The sequence below is a fragment of the Glaciimonas sp. CA11.2 genome (assembly GCF_034314045.1).
Lineage (GTDB): Bacteria > Pseudomonadota > Gammaproteobacteria > Burkholderiales > Burkholderiaceae_D > Glaciimonas.
Map to the genome: position 1 here is coordinate 2,396,587 of NZ_JAVIWL010000001.1, position 16,150 is coordinate 2,412,736.

At 50.7% G+C, this 16,150-nt stretch carries 15 protein-coding genes and 1 other RNA gene; 9 read left to right on the forward strand and 7 right to left on the reverse strand.

The window, feature by feature from the left end:
- Nucleotides 1-3: 3 nt before the first annotated feature.
- The 5 genes from RGU75_RS10250 (at nucleotide 4) to RGU75_RS10270 (ending at nucleotide 3,852) form a co-directional block, all read left to right on the forward strand.
- On the forward strand, nucleotides 4-336 hold the full coding sequence (locus RGU75_RS10250) for a UxaA family hydrolase (RefSeq protein WP_322235573.1): 333 nt from the start codon (nucleotides 4-6) through the stop codon (nucleotides 334-336).
- 5 nt (nucleotides 337-341) lie between these two features.
- The gene (locus tag RGU75_RS10255; RefSeq protein WP_322235575.1) at nucleotides 342-1,553 is read left to right on the forward strand and encodes a UxaA family hydrolase; all 1,212 of its coding nucleotides are present in this window, start codon (nucleotides 342-344) and stop codon (nucleotides 1,551-1,553) included.
- Nucleotides 1,554-1,656: 103 nt separating this feature from the next.
- Nucleotides 1,657-2,670: an aldo/keto reductase gene (locus tag RGU75_RS10260; protein ID WP_322235577.1), complete on the forward strand. Its 1,014-nt coding sequence runs from the start codon at nucleotides 1,657-1,659 to the stop codon at nucleotides 2,668-2,670.
- Between the two features lie 15 nt (nucleotides 2,671-2,685).
- Nucleotides 2,686-3,513, forward strand: coding sequence for an amidohydrolase family protein (locus RGU75_RS10265; RefSeq protein WP_322235579.1), 828 nt, complete (start codon nucleotides 2,686-2,688; stop codon nucleotides 3,511-3,513).
- A 24-nt stretch (nucleotides 3,514-3,537) separates the two neighbouring features.
- Complete coding sequence (locus RGU75_RS10270; protein WP_322235581.1) at nucleotides 3,538-3,852, forward strand: L-rhamnose mutarotase; 315 nt, start codon at nucleotides 3,538-3,540, stop codon at nucleotides 3,850-3,852.
- Between the two features lie 145 nt (nucleotides 3,853-3,997).
- Here the strand turns inward: RGU75_RS10270 and RGU75_RS10275 are convergent, their stop codons facing one another.
- From RGU75_RS10275 to RGU75_RS10285, 3 genes are all read right to left on the reverse strand, one after another.
- On the reverse strand, nucleotides 3,998-4,147 hold the full coding sequence (locus RGU75_RS10275) for an entericidin A/B family lipoprotein (protein WP_322235583.1): 150 nt from the start codon (nucleotides 4,145-4,147) through the stop codon (nucleotides 3,998-4,000).
- 196 nt (nucleotides 4,148-4,343) lie between these two features.
- Complete coding sequence (locus RGU75_RS10280; protein WP_322235585.1) at nucleotides 4,344-5,021, reverse strand: MarC family protein; 678 nt, start codon at nucleotides 5,019-5,021, stop codon at nucleotides 4,344-4,346.
- A gap of 105 nt (nucleotides 5,022-5,126) precedes the next feature.
- Nucleotides 5,127-6,392, reverse strand: a complete 1,266-nt coding sequence (locus RGU75_RS10285; RefSeq protein WP_322235587.1) for a D-amino acid dehydrogenase — start codon at nucleotides 6,390-6,392, stop codon at nucleotides 5,127-5,129.
- 297 nt (nucleotides 6,393-6,689) lie between these two features.
- Here RGU75_RS10285 and rnpB point away from each other — a divergent pair.
- Both rnpB and RGU75_RS10295 read left to right on the forward strand, forming a co-directional pair.
- Nucleotides 6,690-7,017: RNase P RNA component class A (gene rnpB, locus RGU75_RS10290), an RNA gene on the forward strand.
- Nucleotides 7,018-7,235: 218 nt separating this feature from the next.
- A complete protein-coding gene (locus RGU75_RS10295) occupies nucleotides 7,236-7,790 on the forward strand; it encodes a fasciclin domain-containing protein (protein WP_322235589.1) in 555 nt (184 codons plus the stop codon).
- A 328-nt stretch (nucleotides 7,791-8,118) separates the two neighbouring features.
- Here the strand turns inward: RGU75_RS10295 and RGU75_RS10300 are convergent, their stop codons facing one another.
- The 4 genes from RGU75_RS10300 to RGU75_RS10315 form a co-directional block, all read right to left on the reverse strand.
- Entirely contained in the window at nucleotides 8,119-10,062 is a 1,944-nt protein-coding gene (locus RGU75_RS10300; protein WP_322240416.1) for an aconitase family protein, read from the reverse strand.
- A complete protein-coding gene (leuD, locus tag RGU75_RS10305; protein WP_322240419.1) occupies nucleotides 10,062-10,736 on the reverse strand; it encodes a 3-isopropylmalate dehydratase small subunit in 675 nt (224 codons plus the stop codon). The genes RGU75_RS10300 and leuD overlap by 1 nt, the downstream gene beginning before the upstream one ends.
- Nucleotides 10,737-10,746: 10 nt before the next feature.
- Nucleotides 10,747-12,147 (reverse strand): 3-isopropylmalate dehydratase large subunit, encoded by a 1,401-nt coding sequence (gene leuC, locus RGU75_RS10310; RefSeq protein ID WP_322235591.1) that lies wholly within the window; start codon nucleotides 12,145-12,147, stop codon nucleotides 10,747-10,749.
- A 176-nt stretch (nucleotides 12,148-12,323) separates the two neighbouring features.
- The gene (locus tag RGU75_RS10315; protein ID WP_322235593.1) at nucleotides 12,324-13,259 is read right to left on the reverse strand and encodes a LysR family transcriptional regulator; all 936 of its coding nucleotides are present in this window, start codon (nucleotides 13,257-13,259) and stop codon (nucleotides 12,324-12,326) included.
- Between the two features lie 374 nt (nucleotides 13,260-13,633).
- Between RGU75_RS10315 and RGU75_RS10320 the strand changes: the two genes are divergently transcribed.
- Together RGU75_RS10320 and RGU75_RS10325 are read left to right on the forward strand one after the other, a co-directional pair.
- Nucleotides 13,634-14,794 (forward strand): acyl-CoA dehydrogenase family protein, encoded by a 1,161-nt coding sequence (locus RGU75_RS10320; protein ID WP_322235595.1) that lies wholly within the window; start codon nucleotides 13,634-13,636, stop codon nucleotides 14,792-14,794.
- A gap of 20 nt (nucleotides 14,795-14,814) precedes the next feature.
- On the forward strand, nucleotides 14,815-15,957 hold the full coding sequence (locus RGU75_RS10325; protein ID WP_322240423.1) for an enoyl-CoA hydratase/isomerase family protein: 1,143 nt from the start codon (nucleotides 14,815-14,817) through the stop codon (nucleotides 15,955-15,957).
- The last annotated feature ends 193 nt before the right edge of the window (nucleotides 15,958-16,150 follow it).

Consider the following 16,150-nt stretch of genomic DNA (forward strand, 5'->3'; position numbering starts at 1 on the left):
CGCATGGTGACCTCAACCAGACCCACGCCTGCGTCGTCTGTACTGCTGATGTCGGCACGGGATAACTGCGTGATAGCACGGTCGGCCTTGCGCGCTGGCGACGTGGTACTGATTGACGACCGGGAAGTCTTGTTGACGCAAAATATCGACATTGGCCATAAGTTGGCACGTTGCGCACTTCAGGTTGGTGACAAGGTATTGCGATACGGCGCACCAATTGGCAGCGTTTCGCAACCTATCGCCATTGGGCAACATATTCATACCCATAATTTGGAGAGTGATTACATTCCGACCTATACCCTGAGCGGTGAAGGTCATCATTTTATCGAGAGGTAATACCGATGAGTGCTAGCGAAATTTCTGGCTATTTGCGCGCTGACGGACGCAAAGGCATACGCAATATTGTAGTCGTCGCCTATATGGTTGAGTGCGCTCATCATGTGGCGCGGCAAGTGGTGAACGTGTTTCCTAATCAACCGGTACATCTGATTGGGTTTGCCGGATGTTTTCCCAACGAATATGCTGATCAAGTCATGCGGCGTCTGGTGACGCATCCAAATGTAGGCGCGGTTTTACTCGTTTCGCTGGGATGCGAAGGCTTCAACAAAAATGGATTAGCCGAGGTAGTTGCCGCCAGTGAACGTCCGGTGCACACGATTACGATTCAGGAAAACAAAGGAAGTCGGGCCAGTGTCAGTAGTGGCGTTGAATGGGTTCAATGGGCGCTTGACGACATTGCACGGCAGCCGAGAGTACCTATGGCGCTTAGTGAGTTGGTCGTCGCCACCATATGTGGCGGTTCAGACAGTACCAGCGGCATCACTGCAAATCCGGCAGTCGGCTATGCGTTCGATGTGCTGATCGATGCTGGCAGCACTTGTATTTTTGAAGAAACGGGCGAACTGGTCGGCTGTGAATATCACATGAAGAACCGCGCAGTGACACCAGAACTCGGCGATGCAATTGTGCAAACTGTTGAGAAGGCGGCGAATTATTACACCATTATGGGACACGGCAGTTTCTCTCCGGGCAATGCAGATGGCGGCTTGACGACGCAGGAGGAGAAGTCGCTAGGTGCATACGCCAAGAGTGGAGCGTCATCTATCTGTGGGATTTTAAAGCCGGGTGATCAAGCGCCAGGCGGCGGTTTATATTTGCTGGATGTCGTGCCTGATGGCGAGCCGCGCTTTGGGTTTCCCAATATCTCCGACAATGCTGAAATCGTTGAGCTGATCTCCTGCGGCGCGCATATTACTTTATTTACGACGGGGCGCGGTTCGGTGGTTGGATCGGCGATTTCACCGGTGATCAAAGTCTGTGCCAACCCGCACACCTTCGAACAATTGTCTGACGATATGGATATCAATGCCGGACGAATTTTGAATGGCGAAGCGACATTGGCAGAAGTCGGCACCGAAATTGTGACGATGGTGTGCGATGTGGCGAATGGTGGTTTGAGCCGATCAGAAGAGTTGGGACATCAAGAATTCATCCTCACCTATAAACGATTTGAGCCGTCCGGTCCGAGCTGTTTTCCGCTGCGCTCGCTGTGAATGAGTTGGGTAGCTTGAGTATGAAAGACTTAGCCTGAATTTATCTTTCGTTCGACGTTTAACCTCAAAAAGTGTTTTTTTACGTCTTTAAATTGGATCAATTATGCTTGCTAAAGCGTCTTCTGCGTTGCCTCGCAGCGGGTTATCACTGACAGCATTGGGAATGGGCTGCGCTGTTATTGGCGGGCTTTACATAGCGACTAGCGAAGCGGATGCGCGCGCTGCCTTGGATGAAGCTTGGGCGCTTGGACTACGGTATTTTGATACCGCGCCCTATTATGGTTTTACCTTGTCAGAACATCGCTTAGGTGCGGCATTGCGCGAGCGCCCACGCGACGAATATGTGATTAGCACCAAAGTCGGACGCCTCATGAAACCAGATAAGAGTGTGCGTGCGGGCGAGAGTGATTGGGCTGCGCCGCTGCCGTTTCGCCCGATGTTCGACTATAGTTACGACGGCATAATGCGCTCGCACGAAGATAGTTTGCAACGACTTGGGCTGACGCATATTGATGTGCTGTTTGTGCACGATATTGGGCGGATAACGCACGCTGACAGGCATGACCACTATTGGGGGCAACTGACTGTGGGTGGCGGCTTCAAAGCGCTCGATGATCTGCGCAGAAGCGGACAGGTTTCGGCAATTGGCCTCGGCGTCAACGAATGGGAGGTCGTCTACGCCAGCATGCAGGAAATCGATCTGGATTGCACGCTGTTGGCCGGGCGGTATACATTGCTGGAACAGGCAAGCCTTTCACCATTGCTCGACGCCTGCCAACGTGATGGAAATGCCATCGTCATTGGAGGGCCGTTTAACTCGGGCATACTTGCTGGCAATCCAAAATATAATTACATGGATGCACCAGCAGATATTGTTTTGCGCGTCAAAGAGTTGGAGGCGGTGTGTCTGGAATTTGCGGTCCCATTACCTGCTGCAGCGCTGCAATTTCCGATGGCGCATCCTGCCGTCGTATCGTGTATTCCTGGCGGCAAAGACGTTGCGCAGCTTCGTCAAAACGTAGCCTGGTTTGATATGCCGATACCGACAGAACTATGGACAACGTTAAAATCGCGCGGGCTGATCGACGAGCGCGCACCGGTTCCGGTCAATATTTAACCTGAAAGTATAAGCATGCGAATTGATGCCCATCAACATTTCTGGTTGCTTGCAGATCGCGGCGGCGCATGGCCGCCGCCTGAGCTGGCTGTAATTTGCCAAGATTTTTTGCCCGACGATTTGAAGCCGCATTTAGCCCGGAGTGGGATAGACGGGACGGTATTAGTACAGACTTTACCGAGCGAGGATGACACTACTTTTATGCTCGGGCTGGCGGCGCGTTATGCATTTATTCAGGCGGTTGTGGGATGGGTCGATTTGAAAGCGGCAGATGCTTCCGAAAGAATACAAATGCTCGCCATGCATCCGAAACTCAAAGGACTCCGTCCAATGCTGCAGGATATCCCGGATGACGATTGGATAGCCGACCCCGCACTTGCGCCAGCTATCGATACGATGCAGCGCTATAACCTCAGTCTCGATGCATTGGTTACGCCGCGCCACCTATCTTCTTTGCTGGTGTTTGCGAATCGTTTTCCGAACATGCCGATAGTTATTAATCATGCGGCTAAACCGTCGATTGCAAGTGGCGATATCACATTGTGGAAACAGAACATGACGCGGTTGGCGGCGTATCCGCAGATACATTGCAAACTATCCGGATTGGTAACGGAGGCAGCGCTGCAATGGCAGGTCGCTGACCTTCGGCCAGTGGTTGATCATGTGCTTGACGCTTTTGGTGCGGATCGGGTGATGTGGGGCAGCGACTGGCCGGTAGTGGATCTGGCGGCGGATTACGGACGCTGGACAGAGACGACCGATTTGCTTCTTGTTGGCTTGGGTGATTCAGACAGAAAAAAAGTACTCGGCCTGAACGCACAAGGTTTTTACCGCATCGATTAGGAATTAAAAATGCAAAGAATGGGAATGGTGATCGGTATCGATCCTGCTAGTATCGTTCAATACAAGGCTTTGCATACGGCGGTATGGCCGCAGGTGTTGGCGACATTGAAGGCAGCAAATATTCGCAACTATACAATTTTCTTACGTGAGCCGGAAAATCTTCTTTTTAGCTATTGGGAGTATTACGGCAAGAATTTTGAAGCTGACATGGCGCAGATTGCAGCGGACCGGATGACTCAAAAATGGTGGGCGGTGTGCGGCCCGTGTCAATTACCGCTGGCGTCAAGGGGCGATGGTGAGCATTGGGCAACGATGGAAGAAGTATTTCATATGGATTAATGATTCCGTCATTCGAGACGGAAGGTAAATGTCTATTTTATTAAATTTGTATCGGAGGGGAAATGAAAGCCCCAATAAAAAAACCCGACATAACGTCGGGTTTTTGTCGATGGCACGTACCTGACGCCATCTTGGGTATGGCTATTTACATTTTAGCTTTGGTATCTTGCGCAGCGTCTTGCACCTTCTGACCGCCCGACTGGACGTCTTTGCCCATGCCTTCGAACGTGTTACATGCTGATAGGATACCGAACAAGCTGATTATTGCTGCGATCGAAACGATTTTCTTGATCATGGTTGGCTCCTGTGCTGTTAATAAAAGTGCTGCATCTACGGTGAAAATTCTGTTGTACTCATTTTGACTGATCTCATTAGTTGAGAAAAGACAGCCATAAGATTAACTTTTCTCGAAGATTGTGTCCATAGTCAACGCATATTTTTGTTGTTTCCAGGAAAATAGGGCCTGACATTTTCATTCGGCATGCGTATAACTATAAACCGATAGAGCGCAGCTGAAGCAGTAATCCACCTACGCCATCCCACAAAATCTGTACGCCGATACACAGTAAGATAAATGAATACATACGCAGCATGACTGTTGTGCCAGTGTCGCCAAGCAGCCTAACCAGCACACCGGCAAAGCGGTTACTGAAATACACAGCGACTGAAGCTAAGGCTAATGCGGCGACCGCAGCAACCAGTGTGATGATAACGGGTACCTGAGGAATCCGAAGGCCAGCACCAAGTGTGATGGCGACCGAAATTGATCCGGGGCCGACAGTAAAAGGGAAGGTGAGCGGGTAGAAGGCTTTTTTTGAAGCCAGTTCTTTGGTCCACAGCGATCCTGGAATGGTTTCTACCTTCTGAACCTCGTCCATGCCCAGCAATTTCCAGGCGGTGGCGATGACCAGCAGGCCTCCGGCGACCTTCACAACCGGTAGTGAGATGCCAAAAAATGCCAGAACATGCGTGCCGATAAACATTCCGGCAACCAGTAAAATAAACGTATTAACGGCGACGCGCCACGCCAGCGCGTTGCGGGTGGCATCTGAAGCGCCCGCCGTCAACGAATGAAAAATGGGTGCGTTACCGGGGGGATTCATGATCGGTAATAGCGCGGCCAGGACAAAGAAAACAGTTTTTACAAACGCGAGTAGGTGAAATTGCATGGGGTCTGGAGTGTCGTCGTGGGCTGACTAGCTTGTGAGGCGGCGGGATTTGCATTGTTTATGCACGAGCAGATTCTAGACCGACGAGGGTTATGCGGCAAGAGTTTAGGCACCAAACGCAAAAGGACTGCTCTCAATGCTGGGTGTCTCGCCATTAATCAATTGCAATAATAGCGTTGCGCTGCCGTGGGCTAGTGTCCAGCCGAGACCGCCATGCCCGACATTCAGATACAAATTGGGTACTGGCGAGGCGCCAATGATGGGAACGCCGCTTGGGGTAGCAGGACGCAAGCCGGTCCAAGGCGACAGCTCGGTGTCAGAAAGGTCTATGCTGCCAGGAAACAGAGCATTGACACCCTGTTTTAGCTCATCAATCGCACGATTGGGGATGTGTCGATCGAGGCCGACTATCTCCACCCGACCAGCGACGCGCAAACGTTCGCCAAGTCGCGCATAAACGATTTTCTTTGAAAGGTCGGTAATCGACACTTTGGGCGCTGCGGCTTGATTAGCACTGTTTCGGAGTGGGATCGTAATGCTGTAACCTTTGAGCGGATACACCGGCAAGTCGAATCCTGCCTGAAGCGCAAAGGCGGTGCTGTATACGCCCATCGTCAGCACAAATTTATCAGCGGCGATTTGTTCGCTTCCGGCATGGACCGCGGTTAGCGCACGGTCACGCATTTCAAGCTTGCCGATGCGTTGGGAATGCGCAAAACGAAACCGTGGATTCTGCGACATCGCTGCTACCAGTTGTCTACAAAACATAGCGCAATCACCCGCTTCCTCACTTGGGGTATAGACGCCACCGACCCAATCGCGCTTTGCATTGGCTAAAGCCGGTTCAATTTCCATGCAGCGGGTGGCGTCGATAACTTCTTGCTGGGAACCATATTGCGCCTGAAACGCCACTTGCTTACGCGCCGCAACTAAGCCTTTTTGATCTGTGAACATGACCAGTTTCCCCGCCGTTTTATGCTGAAAATCGAACGGCATTGCGTGAATGGTGCGTGCTAACTGATCACGACTAAAAAAAGCCAGGCGCAATAAATCAATTGTCGTTTTTTGCGTGGTGTTGGTATTACATGCTGCTAAAAATCGCAGTAGCCAGCGCCACTGTGCGGGATCAATTTTAGGGCGCAGCGTGAGAGGTGAGTCAGCGCCAAATAAATAGTGCGGCCAATGCGTCCAGACCGAGGGATCAGCCAGCGGCGCGACATAAGAAAAGCTCAGTTGGCCGCCATTAGCAAAACTGGTCTGTGCGCCGGGTTGCGCTTCGGCATCCACTAACGTGACCTGATGACCACCTTCCAGCAGGCGATAGGCAGACGTTACACCGATGATGCCAGCCCCTAAAACGCAAATATGCATGTTTGTTCCTATGACCAAAAGTGAGATGCAGTGTGGAAATGGATGTGAGCGTGGTGGAAGTATCAGCTACTCTGTCGCTATATTGTCTACAGCAGGGCAATCCGCCAGACATTATTTCATGTGTCTGCGGCTCACTATACGGATTGCGTCGGTAACTGTCACATGCCGTTTTGGCATGGTGCATAGCACCATTTTGCGCGTGAAAGCAGCGTGAGTGACCGCAAATAGCTGGTGTTATCTGATGGTTTAGTGGAATCTGCCTTTGCTGCTGGTCCACACTGAGGTAGAATGCCGCTTGAAGTAAGCCAGACAACCGCTGGTCATTCGGTGCAAGCTGCGTGGCGGGAGGAAGGTCCGGACTCCATAGAGCAGGGTGACGGTTAATGGCCGTCCGCCGTGAGGCGAGGAATAGGGCCACAGAGACGAGCGTATTAAGTTACGGTGAAACGCGGTAACCTCCACCCGGAGCAATTCCAAATAGGCACGCGTTGATGTTGCTCGCGGAGCGTGCGGGTAGGAAGCTTGAGCGCTGGAGTAATTCAGCGCCTAGAGGAATGGTTGTCATAACGGGCGGGCGCAAGCCTCATCGTCGTAACAGAATCCGGCCTATCGGCTTACTTCATTCTCTTTCAATTAATTTGCATATCTGCCAACTGCAGATATGCAATTATCTTTTTTCTGTACGACATTTCCCCTTTCAGTTTTCCTCTCAAGTGTCAGTTTCAGTTTTGGCTAGTCATTGTTTTTTTTCGTCAAACTTTTAAAACCGCTGAATCCAGTTTTAAATTACCGGCGTATATGACTCTGCAAGCTCCGAAAATTGACTCTCTTAAGGAAATTATCATGCGCAAATTCAGCACCGTAATCACACTCTCCGCCGCTTTGTTGGTCGCCAACGTGGCGTTTGCCGAAAACACCGTAATGGTCGGCGGACAAAGTATGTACCCAAGCAAAGATATTATCGATAACGCTGTCAATTCAGCTGATCACACGACACTCGTCGCAGCAGTAAAAGCGGCTGGGCTGGTTGATACACTGAAAGGAAAAGGTCCTTTCACCGTATTTGCACCAACCAACGAAGCTTTTGGTAAATTGCCTGCCGGTACGGTCGATACGCTGGTAAAGCCAGAAAACAAAGCAACATTGACCAAGATTTTGACGTACCACGTTGTACCAGGAAAATATGATTTTATGGCGCTTTCGAACGCCATCACAAAAGGTGGTGGTCAAGCTGAATTGGCGACAGCTAGCGGCGGTAAATTAACCTTCAAGAAAAACGGAATGCACAACATTGACGTCATCGACGAAGGTGGTCACGTAGCCAGCATCAGCACATATGATGTCTATCAATCGAATGGCGTTATTAATGTAGTCGACAGTGTTTTGATGCCAAAATAAGTCATTCGTTTTACCTCTCCTGATCAGTCGGTTCAATTCGACTGCAGGACCAGACATTGAACAGCAGCAGTGTATCGCGCATAGAGAATGCCGATTTCTGCTGCTTGCAAGCTAACCGATCCAAGGTGGCTGTGATTTGGACGACATTCCCATGTCGTCCTTTTTTTTGGTATGAATAGTTCGCTGGTGTGATCGAACGAATGATGGCGAATCCTATTATTTTATTACCCCAATGGCGCGCATTTTTTATCACGACTTTTAGTCGTGCCGTTAACTATGTTGCTGACCACCGTATTAAATATAAAGATAAATTATTTTTTTTAACATTTTAATTTTGTGATGTTTGTAAATGAGCGAACGTCGTAATTTTTCCGGCGAGCGCGCTCGCAGCAACGGTGTAAGGACTCGCCAGCCAGACCTGGCCGGGACCGGACCGACCTGGAAAATTTCTGTTTATTGCGCTGATGGTGACATCATTCGCATCCGTTGATTGGCCCGGGCCGCAGTTGGCGCAAGAGCCGCAACCCGGTAGGATCATTATTGCGCCAGCTTTTTCAAACACTATCATATAGCCTTGCTCTTCGCAGTAACGACGTACTTCGAGTGTGCCGAACTGCAAGAATAGTGTAGTGTGCGGTGGCACGGTCATGTTGCGTGCAACGCCCCAACTCAGCACTTCGTGATAAAAATCAAAGTCATGCTGTTTGCCAGCGGTACAAGATCCGCCATAGGCAATATTGATAGGAATATCCTGCATCAAGCTATCGGCTGTGATTCCGTTGCCAGGATCGCCGGGGCTTGCCAACATCGCGGAAATAGCCGCTGCGTCGATGACAACGCGCTTTCGGTAATGCGTATCGGCATCGCTGACCATCCAGTCTTCGATTACAAAGTCGATCCCACGTCGTTGCTTTAAGAATGCGACCGTTTTATCGTCGGGTTCCACAATGCCGGTAAAGCCGCCCAACTCCGCAACCATGTTGGTTAGGGTGGCGCGTTCATCGATATCCATCGCGCGAATGGCAGAACCACCGTATTCAAATACTAGGCCTATTGCATCGCCTGCACGAATAAAATCCATCTGTAATAAATGCAGTACGATATCTTTTGCCGTCACGCCTGGCCGCAAGCATCCATCGATTTGAATACGGATGGTTTCAGGCACTTTGCAGCGTACATAGCCAGTCATCCAGCTATTAGCGATTTCCGTTGCGCCTGCTCCAAAAGCGAGGCATCCCAGCGCACCAGAATGCGGTGTGTGCGAGTCGGTGCCAGCAATTACCTGACCGGGCAGCGCATAGTTTTCAGCCATCATCGCGTGACAGATGCCCTCTGAACCGGCACTGTCTGTTAGCTTTCCGTGCGAACGAACGGGATAGTCTTGCGTAAAGCGAGTATGCCCTTCGGTCAGATTGGCAACACCTTGCAATAAATTGTCGCGTACATGCGGCAGACTTTGCGCCGCCAGAACTAAATGATCCTGAAAAGCGATGATGCTTTCAGGATGATGCAACGTGACCGGATTGCCGAAAGCGCGGTGCATTAAATGCGTGCACATACCGGTGAAATAATCGTGGCTGAAACGCCAGTCCGTGGAAATAAATGTGCCTTGTCCACGTTCAGCATGCGCGATATCTGGATGTAAATGCCGATCAATAATTTTTTCAACCAGGGTTTTTCCATGACTTGCCGAAGTGGTATTTGATCGCTGTTCTGGGGCGGGCCACGATGCAGACTTACTATAAGCAAGCAGACCACCGCAACGAATAATATCTTGCGTCAATTGATCGCGCCCTTCTAAAAAGGCATCGATAGGAATAGATTCACCAGCGTTGATGCGATCCAGAATCGAAAAATCGGTCGTCGTCAAAATCCCGATATTGTCGCAATTTTGTTGATAGATACGCTCAAAACTTTCAGCGATAATTAATTTAATTCCGGCCGATAGTTCTGCCAACGGACTTGATTCACGTGATGAACCTTTGCCGTAACGTTTGCCAGCCACCGTCACCTGAAAACCACCGTCTTTAATCGCGTTTTTTTTGATTGGATGTTCGCCGCCCGTTTTGAATCCTACGTACGGAACATCTCCGAGACGCTCGTCATACACCATCATGACCGTAACGGGCGTGATTTCGTCCGTGGATACGTCATCACGCAACGGAAGGGCGTCTGCCAGGCGGATATTTTTACCCTTCAGTTGCGTCACAATACAATCGGCATCTTGCGACAAAAAGAGTACACGGCCATTAAATTGCATTAATTTTTCCATCATGCGCTTTTGCTTCCAATTGCTGTTTTGAGTGTTTTCAATAACCATGGATGTTTGACGAGATGGCGGTCTTCAAACTCGCGTATTTGATCCATCTTCCGTAACGTCAATCCGATGTCATCCAGACCTTCCAGAAGACAGAGCTTGCGGAAAGGATCGACCTCAAACGTATAGTTAATAACGCCATCTGCGCTGGTAACGGTTTGTTGCGCAAGATTGATGCTTAACACAAATCCGGGCGTGGCTTCAACCGCGTTAAACAGACAATCTATCGCTTCTTCGCTAAGAATAATCGGCAATAATCCGCTCTTAAAACAATTGTTGAAAAAGATGTCGGCAAAGCTGGATGCGATCACGGCACGAAAGCCGTATTGATCCATCGCCCACGGCGCATGTTCACGCGATGATCCGCAACCAAAATTTTGCCGTGCAAGCAAAATGGATGCGCCTTGAAAGCGCGCCTGATTGAGGACAAAATCAGGATTGAGCGGCCTGTTGGTGCAGTCTTGTCCAGGCTCGCCATGATCGAGATAGCGCCATTCATCAAATAGATTTTGACCGAATCCAGTGCGTTTAATCGATTTTAAGAATTGCTTGGGGATGATAACGTCGGTATCCACGTTGGCACGATCGAGCGGTGCGACTAATCCCACAAGGTGATTAAATTTTTTCATCATTAGTACCTTATAACGATCTGATATCAACAAAATGTCCGGCAATGCCAGCCGCTGCCGCCATGGCAGGACTGACCAGATGCGTTCGCCCGCCTGGGCCCTGACGTCCTTCGAAATTTCTGTTTGACGTAGAGGCGCAACGTTCGCCCGGTGCCAGACGATCGGCGTTCATCGCCATGCACATGGAGCAGCCGGGTTCGCGCCATTCGAAGCCGGCATCCAGAAAGATGCGATCCAGACCTTCTTGCTCGGCTTGTTGTTTTACCAGACCAGAACCGGGTACGACCATTGCCAGCACGACGTTGGCAGCGCGCCGTTTACCACGCACGATGGCCGCGGCTGCACGTAAATCTTCGATGCGCGAGTTAGTGCACGAGCCGATAAACACTTTATCGATGGCGATATCGGTGATCATGGTGTTGGCGCTGAGGCCCATATAAGCCAATGCCTTTTGCATGCCGTCGCGTTTTGTCGCGTCTTGCTCATCCTCTGGATCGGGAATGTGTCCGTTAATCGAAACAACCATTTCCGGCGAGGTTCCCCACGTTACCTGCGGTGCTATCACACTTGCGTCAAGGGTGACGGTAGCGTCGAAAATAGCATCGTGATCGGATTGCAGAGACCGCCAATAGTCAAGCGCCTGATCCCACTCTGCGCCGGTGGGCGACAGAGGTCGGCCTTTGACATAAGCCAGCGTGGTGTCGTCAAAGGCGATCATTCCAGCCCTTGCACCGGCTTCTATCGACATATTGCAGACGGTCATACGGCCTTCCATCGACAAATTGCGGATAGTTGAACCGGCGTATTCGATCGCATATCCCGTTCCGCCAGCGGTGCCGATGGTGCCGATCAATGCTAAAACGATGTCTTTGGCGGTGACGCCAACAGCTAATTGGCCTTCGACTAATACCAGCATTGATCGCATTTTTTTGGTTAGCAATGTTTGCGTGACCAATACGTGTTCAACTTCTGATGTGCCGATTCCGTGCGCGAGGCAGGCAAAGGCGCCATGCGTGGAAGTGTGGGAATCGCCGCAGACCACGGTCATGCCAGGCAGCGTGGCGCCTTGTTCCGGTCCGATCACGTGTTCGATACCCTGGCCCATATCCTGCAAGCCGAAAAAAGTCAGCCCGTAGGTTTTTGCATTCGCGTCAAGTGTGTCGACTTGCAGACGCGAAATTGGATCTTGAATACCTTGGCTGCGGTCGGTCGTTGGCACGTTATGATCGGCGACAGCAAAATTGGCAGCCACACGCCAAGGTGTTCTTTGCTCCAGTCTCAAGCCCTCAAATGCTTGCGGGCTGGATACTTCATTGATGATATGACGATCGATATAAAGAAGACTGGTACCGTCACTTTCGGTAGTGACGACGTGCGCGTCCCAGAGTTTGTCGTAAAGGGTTTTGGCCATGAGGTTTCATGCAGAATGATGTAGAGATGCAGAAATCATACCGGCAGCCAGTAGCGGGTGAAGTGATCACTGGCGATGACAGGCGTCTCGATTGGAGATGATTGCACAAACGCCATGCTTAAGATACGTAGTGAGGGTTAGGACCTATTGACGGTGGCCGATGGTGACCGATTCTTTTACTTATTCACCAGAAAGTTGACCAGCGACGTCGCCGTAGCGGTCAATTGGTCGCGCTGATTGAAAATAATAACCAGATGGCGAATAGCCCACGGATCTCGAATGGGAACCAATTTCACCGCCAATGTATTTAAATATAACTCGCCGATTTGTTGTGGTACCACGGCGATGCCGAGACCGACATGGACCATGCGACACAGCGCGTCCAGACTGCTGACTCTGATCTTGATTTTAAGTTGCGCACCAAGATTGATCGCTTCTTGTGCCAGAAGTTGGGTAAGCGTAGCGTCCGCACCGAGGCTAACAAAGTTCTCATTCACGATTTCCGTTAATCCAACCGATGTTTCGGCGCTCAGCGGATGGCTGCGCGGAACCATTAAGAAAAGGTGATCGGTGCGGTAGGGTAAATATTGGAACTGTTCCAGACCTGCGATTGCATTGCAAATGCCTAAATCGGCATTGTGTTCTCGAATGCTGCGCATTACCTCTGTGCTGTTTTGCTCTTCCAGATCAATATCAACATGGGGAAAAATGCGTTGGAACGCAGCGATATCCTCTGGCAAAAATTGTACGATGGAGGACAAATTTCCGACCAGACGTACTTTGCCCTTAGCCCCGCTGGAAAACTCAGAAAGCTCTGCGCCTAGCGCTTCTATGCTGGCAATCACCGCTAGCGCATGGCGTAGCACCGTTTCACCAACCGGCGTGACTGAAATACCACGCGATTCGCGGTGTATGACGGGTAATCCGATCATTGCCTCGATTTCACCGATACGACGGCTGACCGCAGAAGGCGCGATGAATTCGCGTTCGGCGGCGCGCGCGATATTCTTCTCCTGGCAAACAGCGACGAATAAACGGAGTGAAGTAAGATCGATTTTTCTGAGGAGATTATTCATGTAGTGAGTTTTGTTATAGGCATCTATCGATCTCATTCCTGAATCATTGCATGCAAAAAATGGCCTGCTTCAGGACCGACAGCTTGCAATATACCAAATGGCTGTCAGTCATTGCGGAGTTGATGAAATTTCGTTTAACGCTGAAGATCAGCGGAGCTCCGACTAATCTTACCTTCGATGCCGAATAATGTGGTTTTAAGCGTGTTCTCGGCATGATTCGACACCGCTGATGAGGTTTCGGATGGTGCTTTTTAAGACTTGGGATTGCACCTCGGTTGAGGTTGATGCTGACGACGACGCTAGTGTGACGTTTACGTAAACGTCAATTCTTGCTATTCTTCAGAAAATAATTAGAGAACGTCGCGCCGCATACGCGCTAACAAAAATCACTCATCAGGAGACCGAACAACATGGATTTTGAACTGTCAGAAGAGCAACGAGCGTTTCAGCAGACGGCGCGCGATTTTTCCGTTGGTGAATTTGCACCGCACGCGGCGCTCTGGGATGCCGAGGGTATATTCCCCACAGATGCTATTGCCAAGGCAGGTGAACTAGGATTTTGCGGTCTATATACGCCGGAAGAGGCGGGCGGTCTGGGCTTGTCACGTCTGGATGCGACTATCGTATTTGAGGAACTGGCGCGAGGCTGCACGTCCACGACCGCCTATCTGACCATACACAATATGGTGAGCTGGATGGTCGCAAACTGGGCGACCCCGGCATTTAAGCAGCAATGGTGCGAGCAGTTGGCGAGCGGCAAGAAACTGGGATCGTATTGCCTGACCGAGCCGGGTGCGGGATCGGATGCGGCGTCACTAAAAACCAATGCTGTTCTGGAAGGTGATACTTACGTTCTGAATGGTTCCAAGGCGTTTATTTCTGGCGCTGGTGCGACGGATCTGTTGGTGGTGATGGCGCGCACTGGCGGCGATGGCGCCGGTGGTGTCTCGGCATTTGTAGTGCCAGCCGATACGCCAGGAATCAGTTATGGCCGTAAAGAACAAAAAATGGGCTGGAACAGTCAGCCGACCCGTACGATTAGTTTTGATAATGTGCGTATTCCTGCGGACCATTTAATGGGGCAGGAAGGCGAGGGATTTCGGATGGCGATGCGTGGATTGGATGGTGGCCGCATCAATATTGCAACTTGTTCAGTCGGAACTGCACAGGCTGCGCTGGATGCCGCGCACGGATACATGAACGAGCGCCGTCAATTCAAGCGGCCGTTAGCTGATTTTCAGGCGCTGCAATTTAAATTAGCCGATATGCAGACGGAGTTGGTCGCGGCGCGCCAGATGGTGCGTCTGGCGGCGTGCAAACTCGACGCCAAAGACGCAAATGCCACGACCTATTGCGCCATGGCGAAGCGTTTTGCGACCGACATCGGATTTCAAATTTGCAATGAGGCGCTGCAAATTCATGGCGGTTACGGCTATATTCGTGAATATCCGCTTGAGCGCTATTTCCGCGACGTGCGCGTCCATCAAATTCTGGAAGGCACTAACGAAATCATGCGCGTTATTATTGCCCGCAATCTATTAAGTAACGGTTCAAACGAGGATGTACGATGAGTCAAATAATTTCTCCTGACATGCCGCAGCCGGTATTGTTTGAGGAGCGAACGGCCGAAAACGGTAAGCGTATCGGTATCGCGACACTCAATGTAGAGAAGACCTTAAATTCGATTTCGCTGGAAATGGTCGATTTGCTGGATCCGCAACTGCGTAAATGGGCGGCAGATCCCCAAATCGCCATCGTCGTGTTGCAAGCGGCTGGCGAAAAAGCATTTTGTGCCGGGGGCGACTTGCAGCATTTGTACCACACGATGCTCGAACACCACGCGACGGACGACCCCGAAAATATCCAGGGAAACCCCTACGCTGGTGCATTTTTTGAGCGGGAATACCGGCTAGACTATTTGATTCACACCTTTCCCAAGCCAATTCTTGCCTGGGGACATGGCATTGTCATGGGTGGCGGGATTGGTTTGATGTCCGGCGCGAGTCATCGCGTGGTGACCGAAAAATCGCGTTTAGCAATGCCAGAGATCACGATTGGTTTGTACCCAGACGTCGGCGGGACCTGGTTTTTAAACCGGATGCAGGGACATGTTGGCCTGTTTTTGGCGCTGACCGGTGCATCGATTGGTGCCGCTGATGCGATTTTTGCCGGTTTGGCCGATGTCGAAATTGCTCAGGCGAATAAGCAAGTGGTATTGGACGCTTTGTTGAAGCAATCGTGGACGGGCGATGAAGATGGGGTTTTATTGACGCGGTTGTTGCAAAGCCATGCGTCTTTCTCGGCTACATCAGTGCCAACTCCATTGAGCGCCCACCTTGCATTGATCAATCAACTTTGCAGCCAGCCAACCTTGCCAGAAATTGTCGACGCCATTCTAGCGCTGAAAACGGACGATGTGTGGCTGCAAAAAGCAGCGGCAACGTTGCGTGCCGGCAGTCCGGGCTCTGCTGGCTTAATTTATGCCCTACTTCGTCGCGGTCGACATCTGTCTTTGGCCGAAATCTTCCGTTTAGAGTACGTCGTGACCTTGCACTGCGCGGCTCGCGCAGATTTTTCCGAAGGTATTCGGGCATTGATCATCGAGAAGGATCGTCAGCCAAAATGGCTGCATGCAGGTTTAGCAGACGTTAGCCGGGATTGGGTGAATGGATTTTTTGAGGGGCCATGGGCTGTGGTTGGTCCTTCAAAACATCCGCTAGCGGATTTGATTTGATGCAATGAACGCTTAAAGCAAGATTTCCGTGACGGCCACCGGCGGTCATGGAAAAATGAATTGTTTTTTTTGCATGAGATGCGCGTTGTTGCGAATTTTCGGTAGGATGGATATTGTTGAAGATGTGGGTTTTGAAATTTCATCAAATTTTATCGTGTCAGCAAAGCGCACAGTGTGTTTCAGGACTTATTAC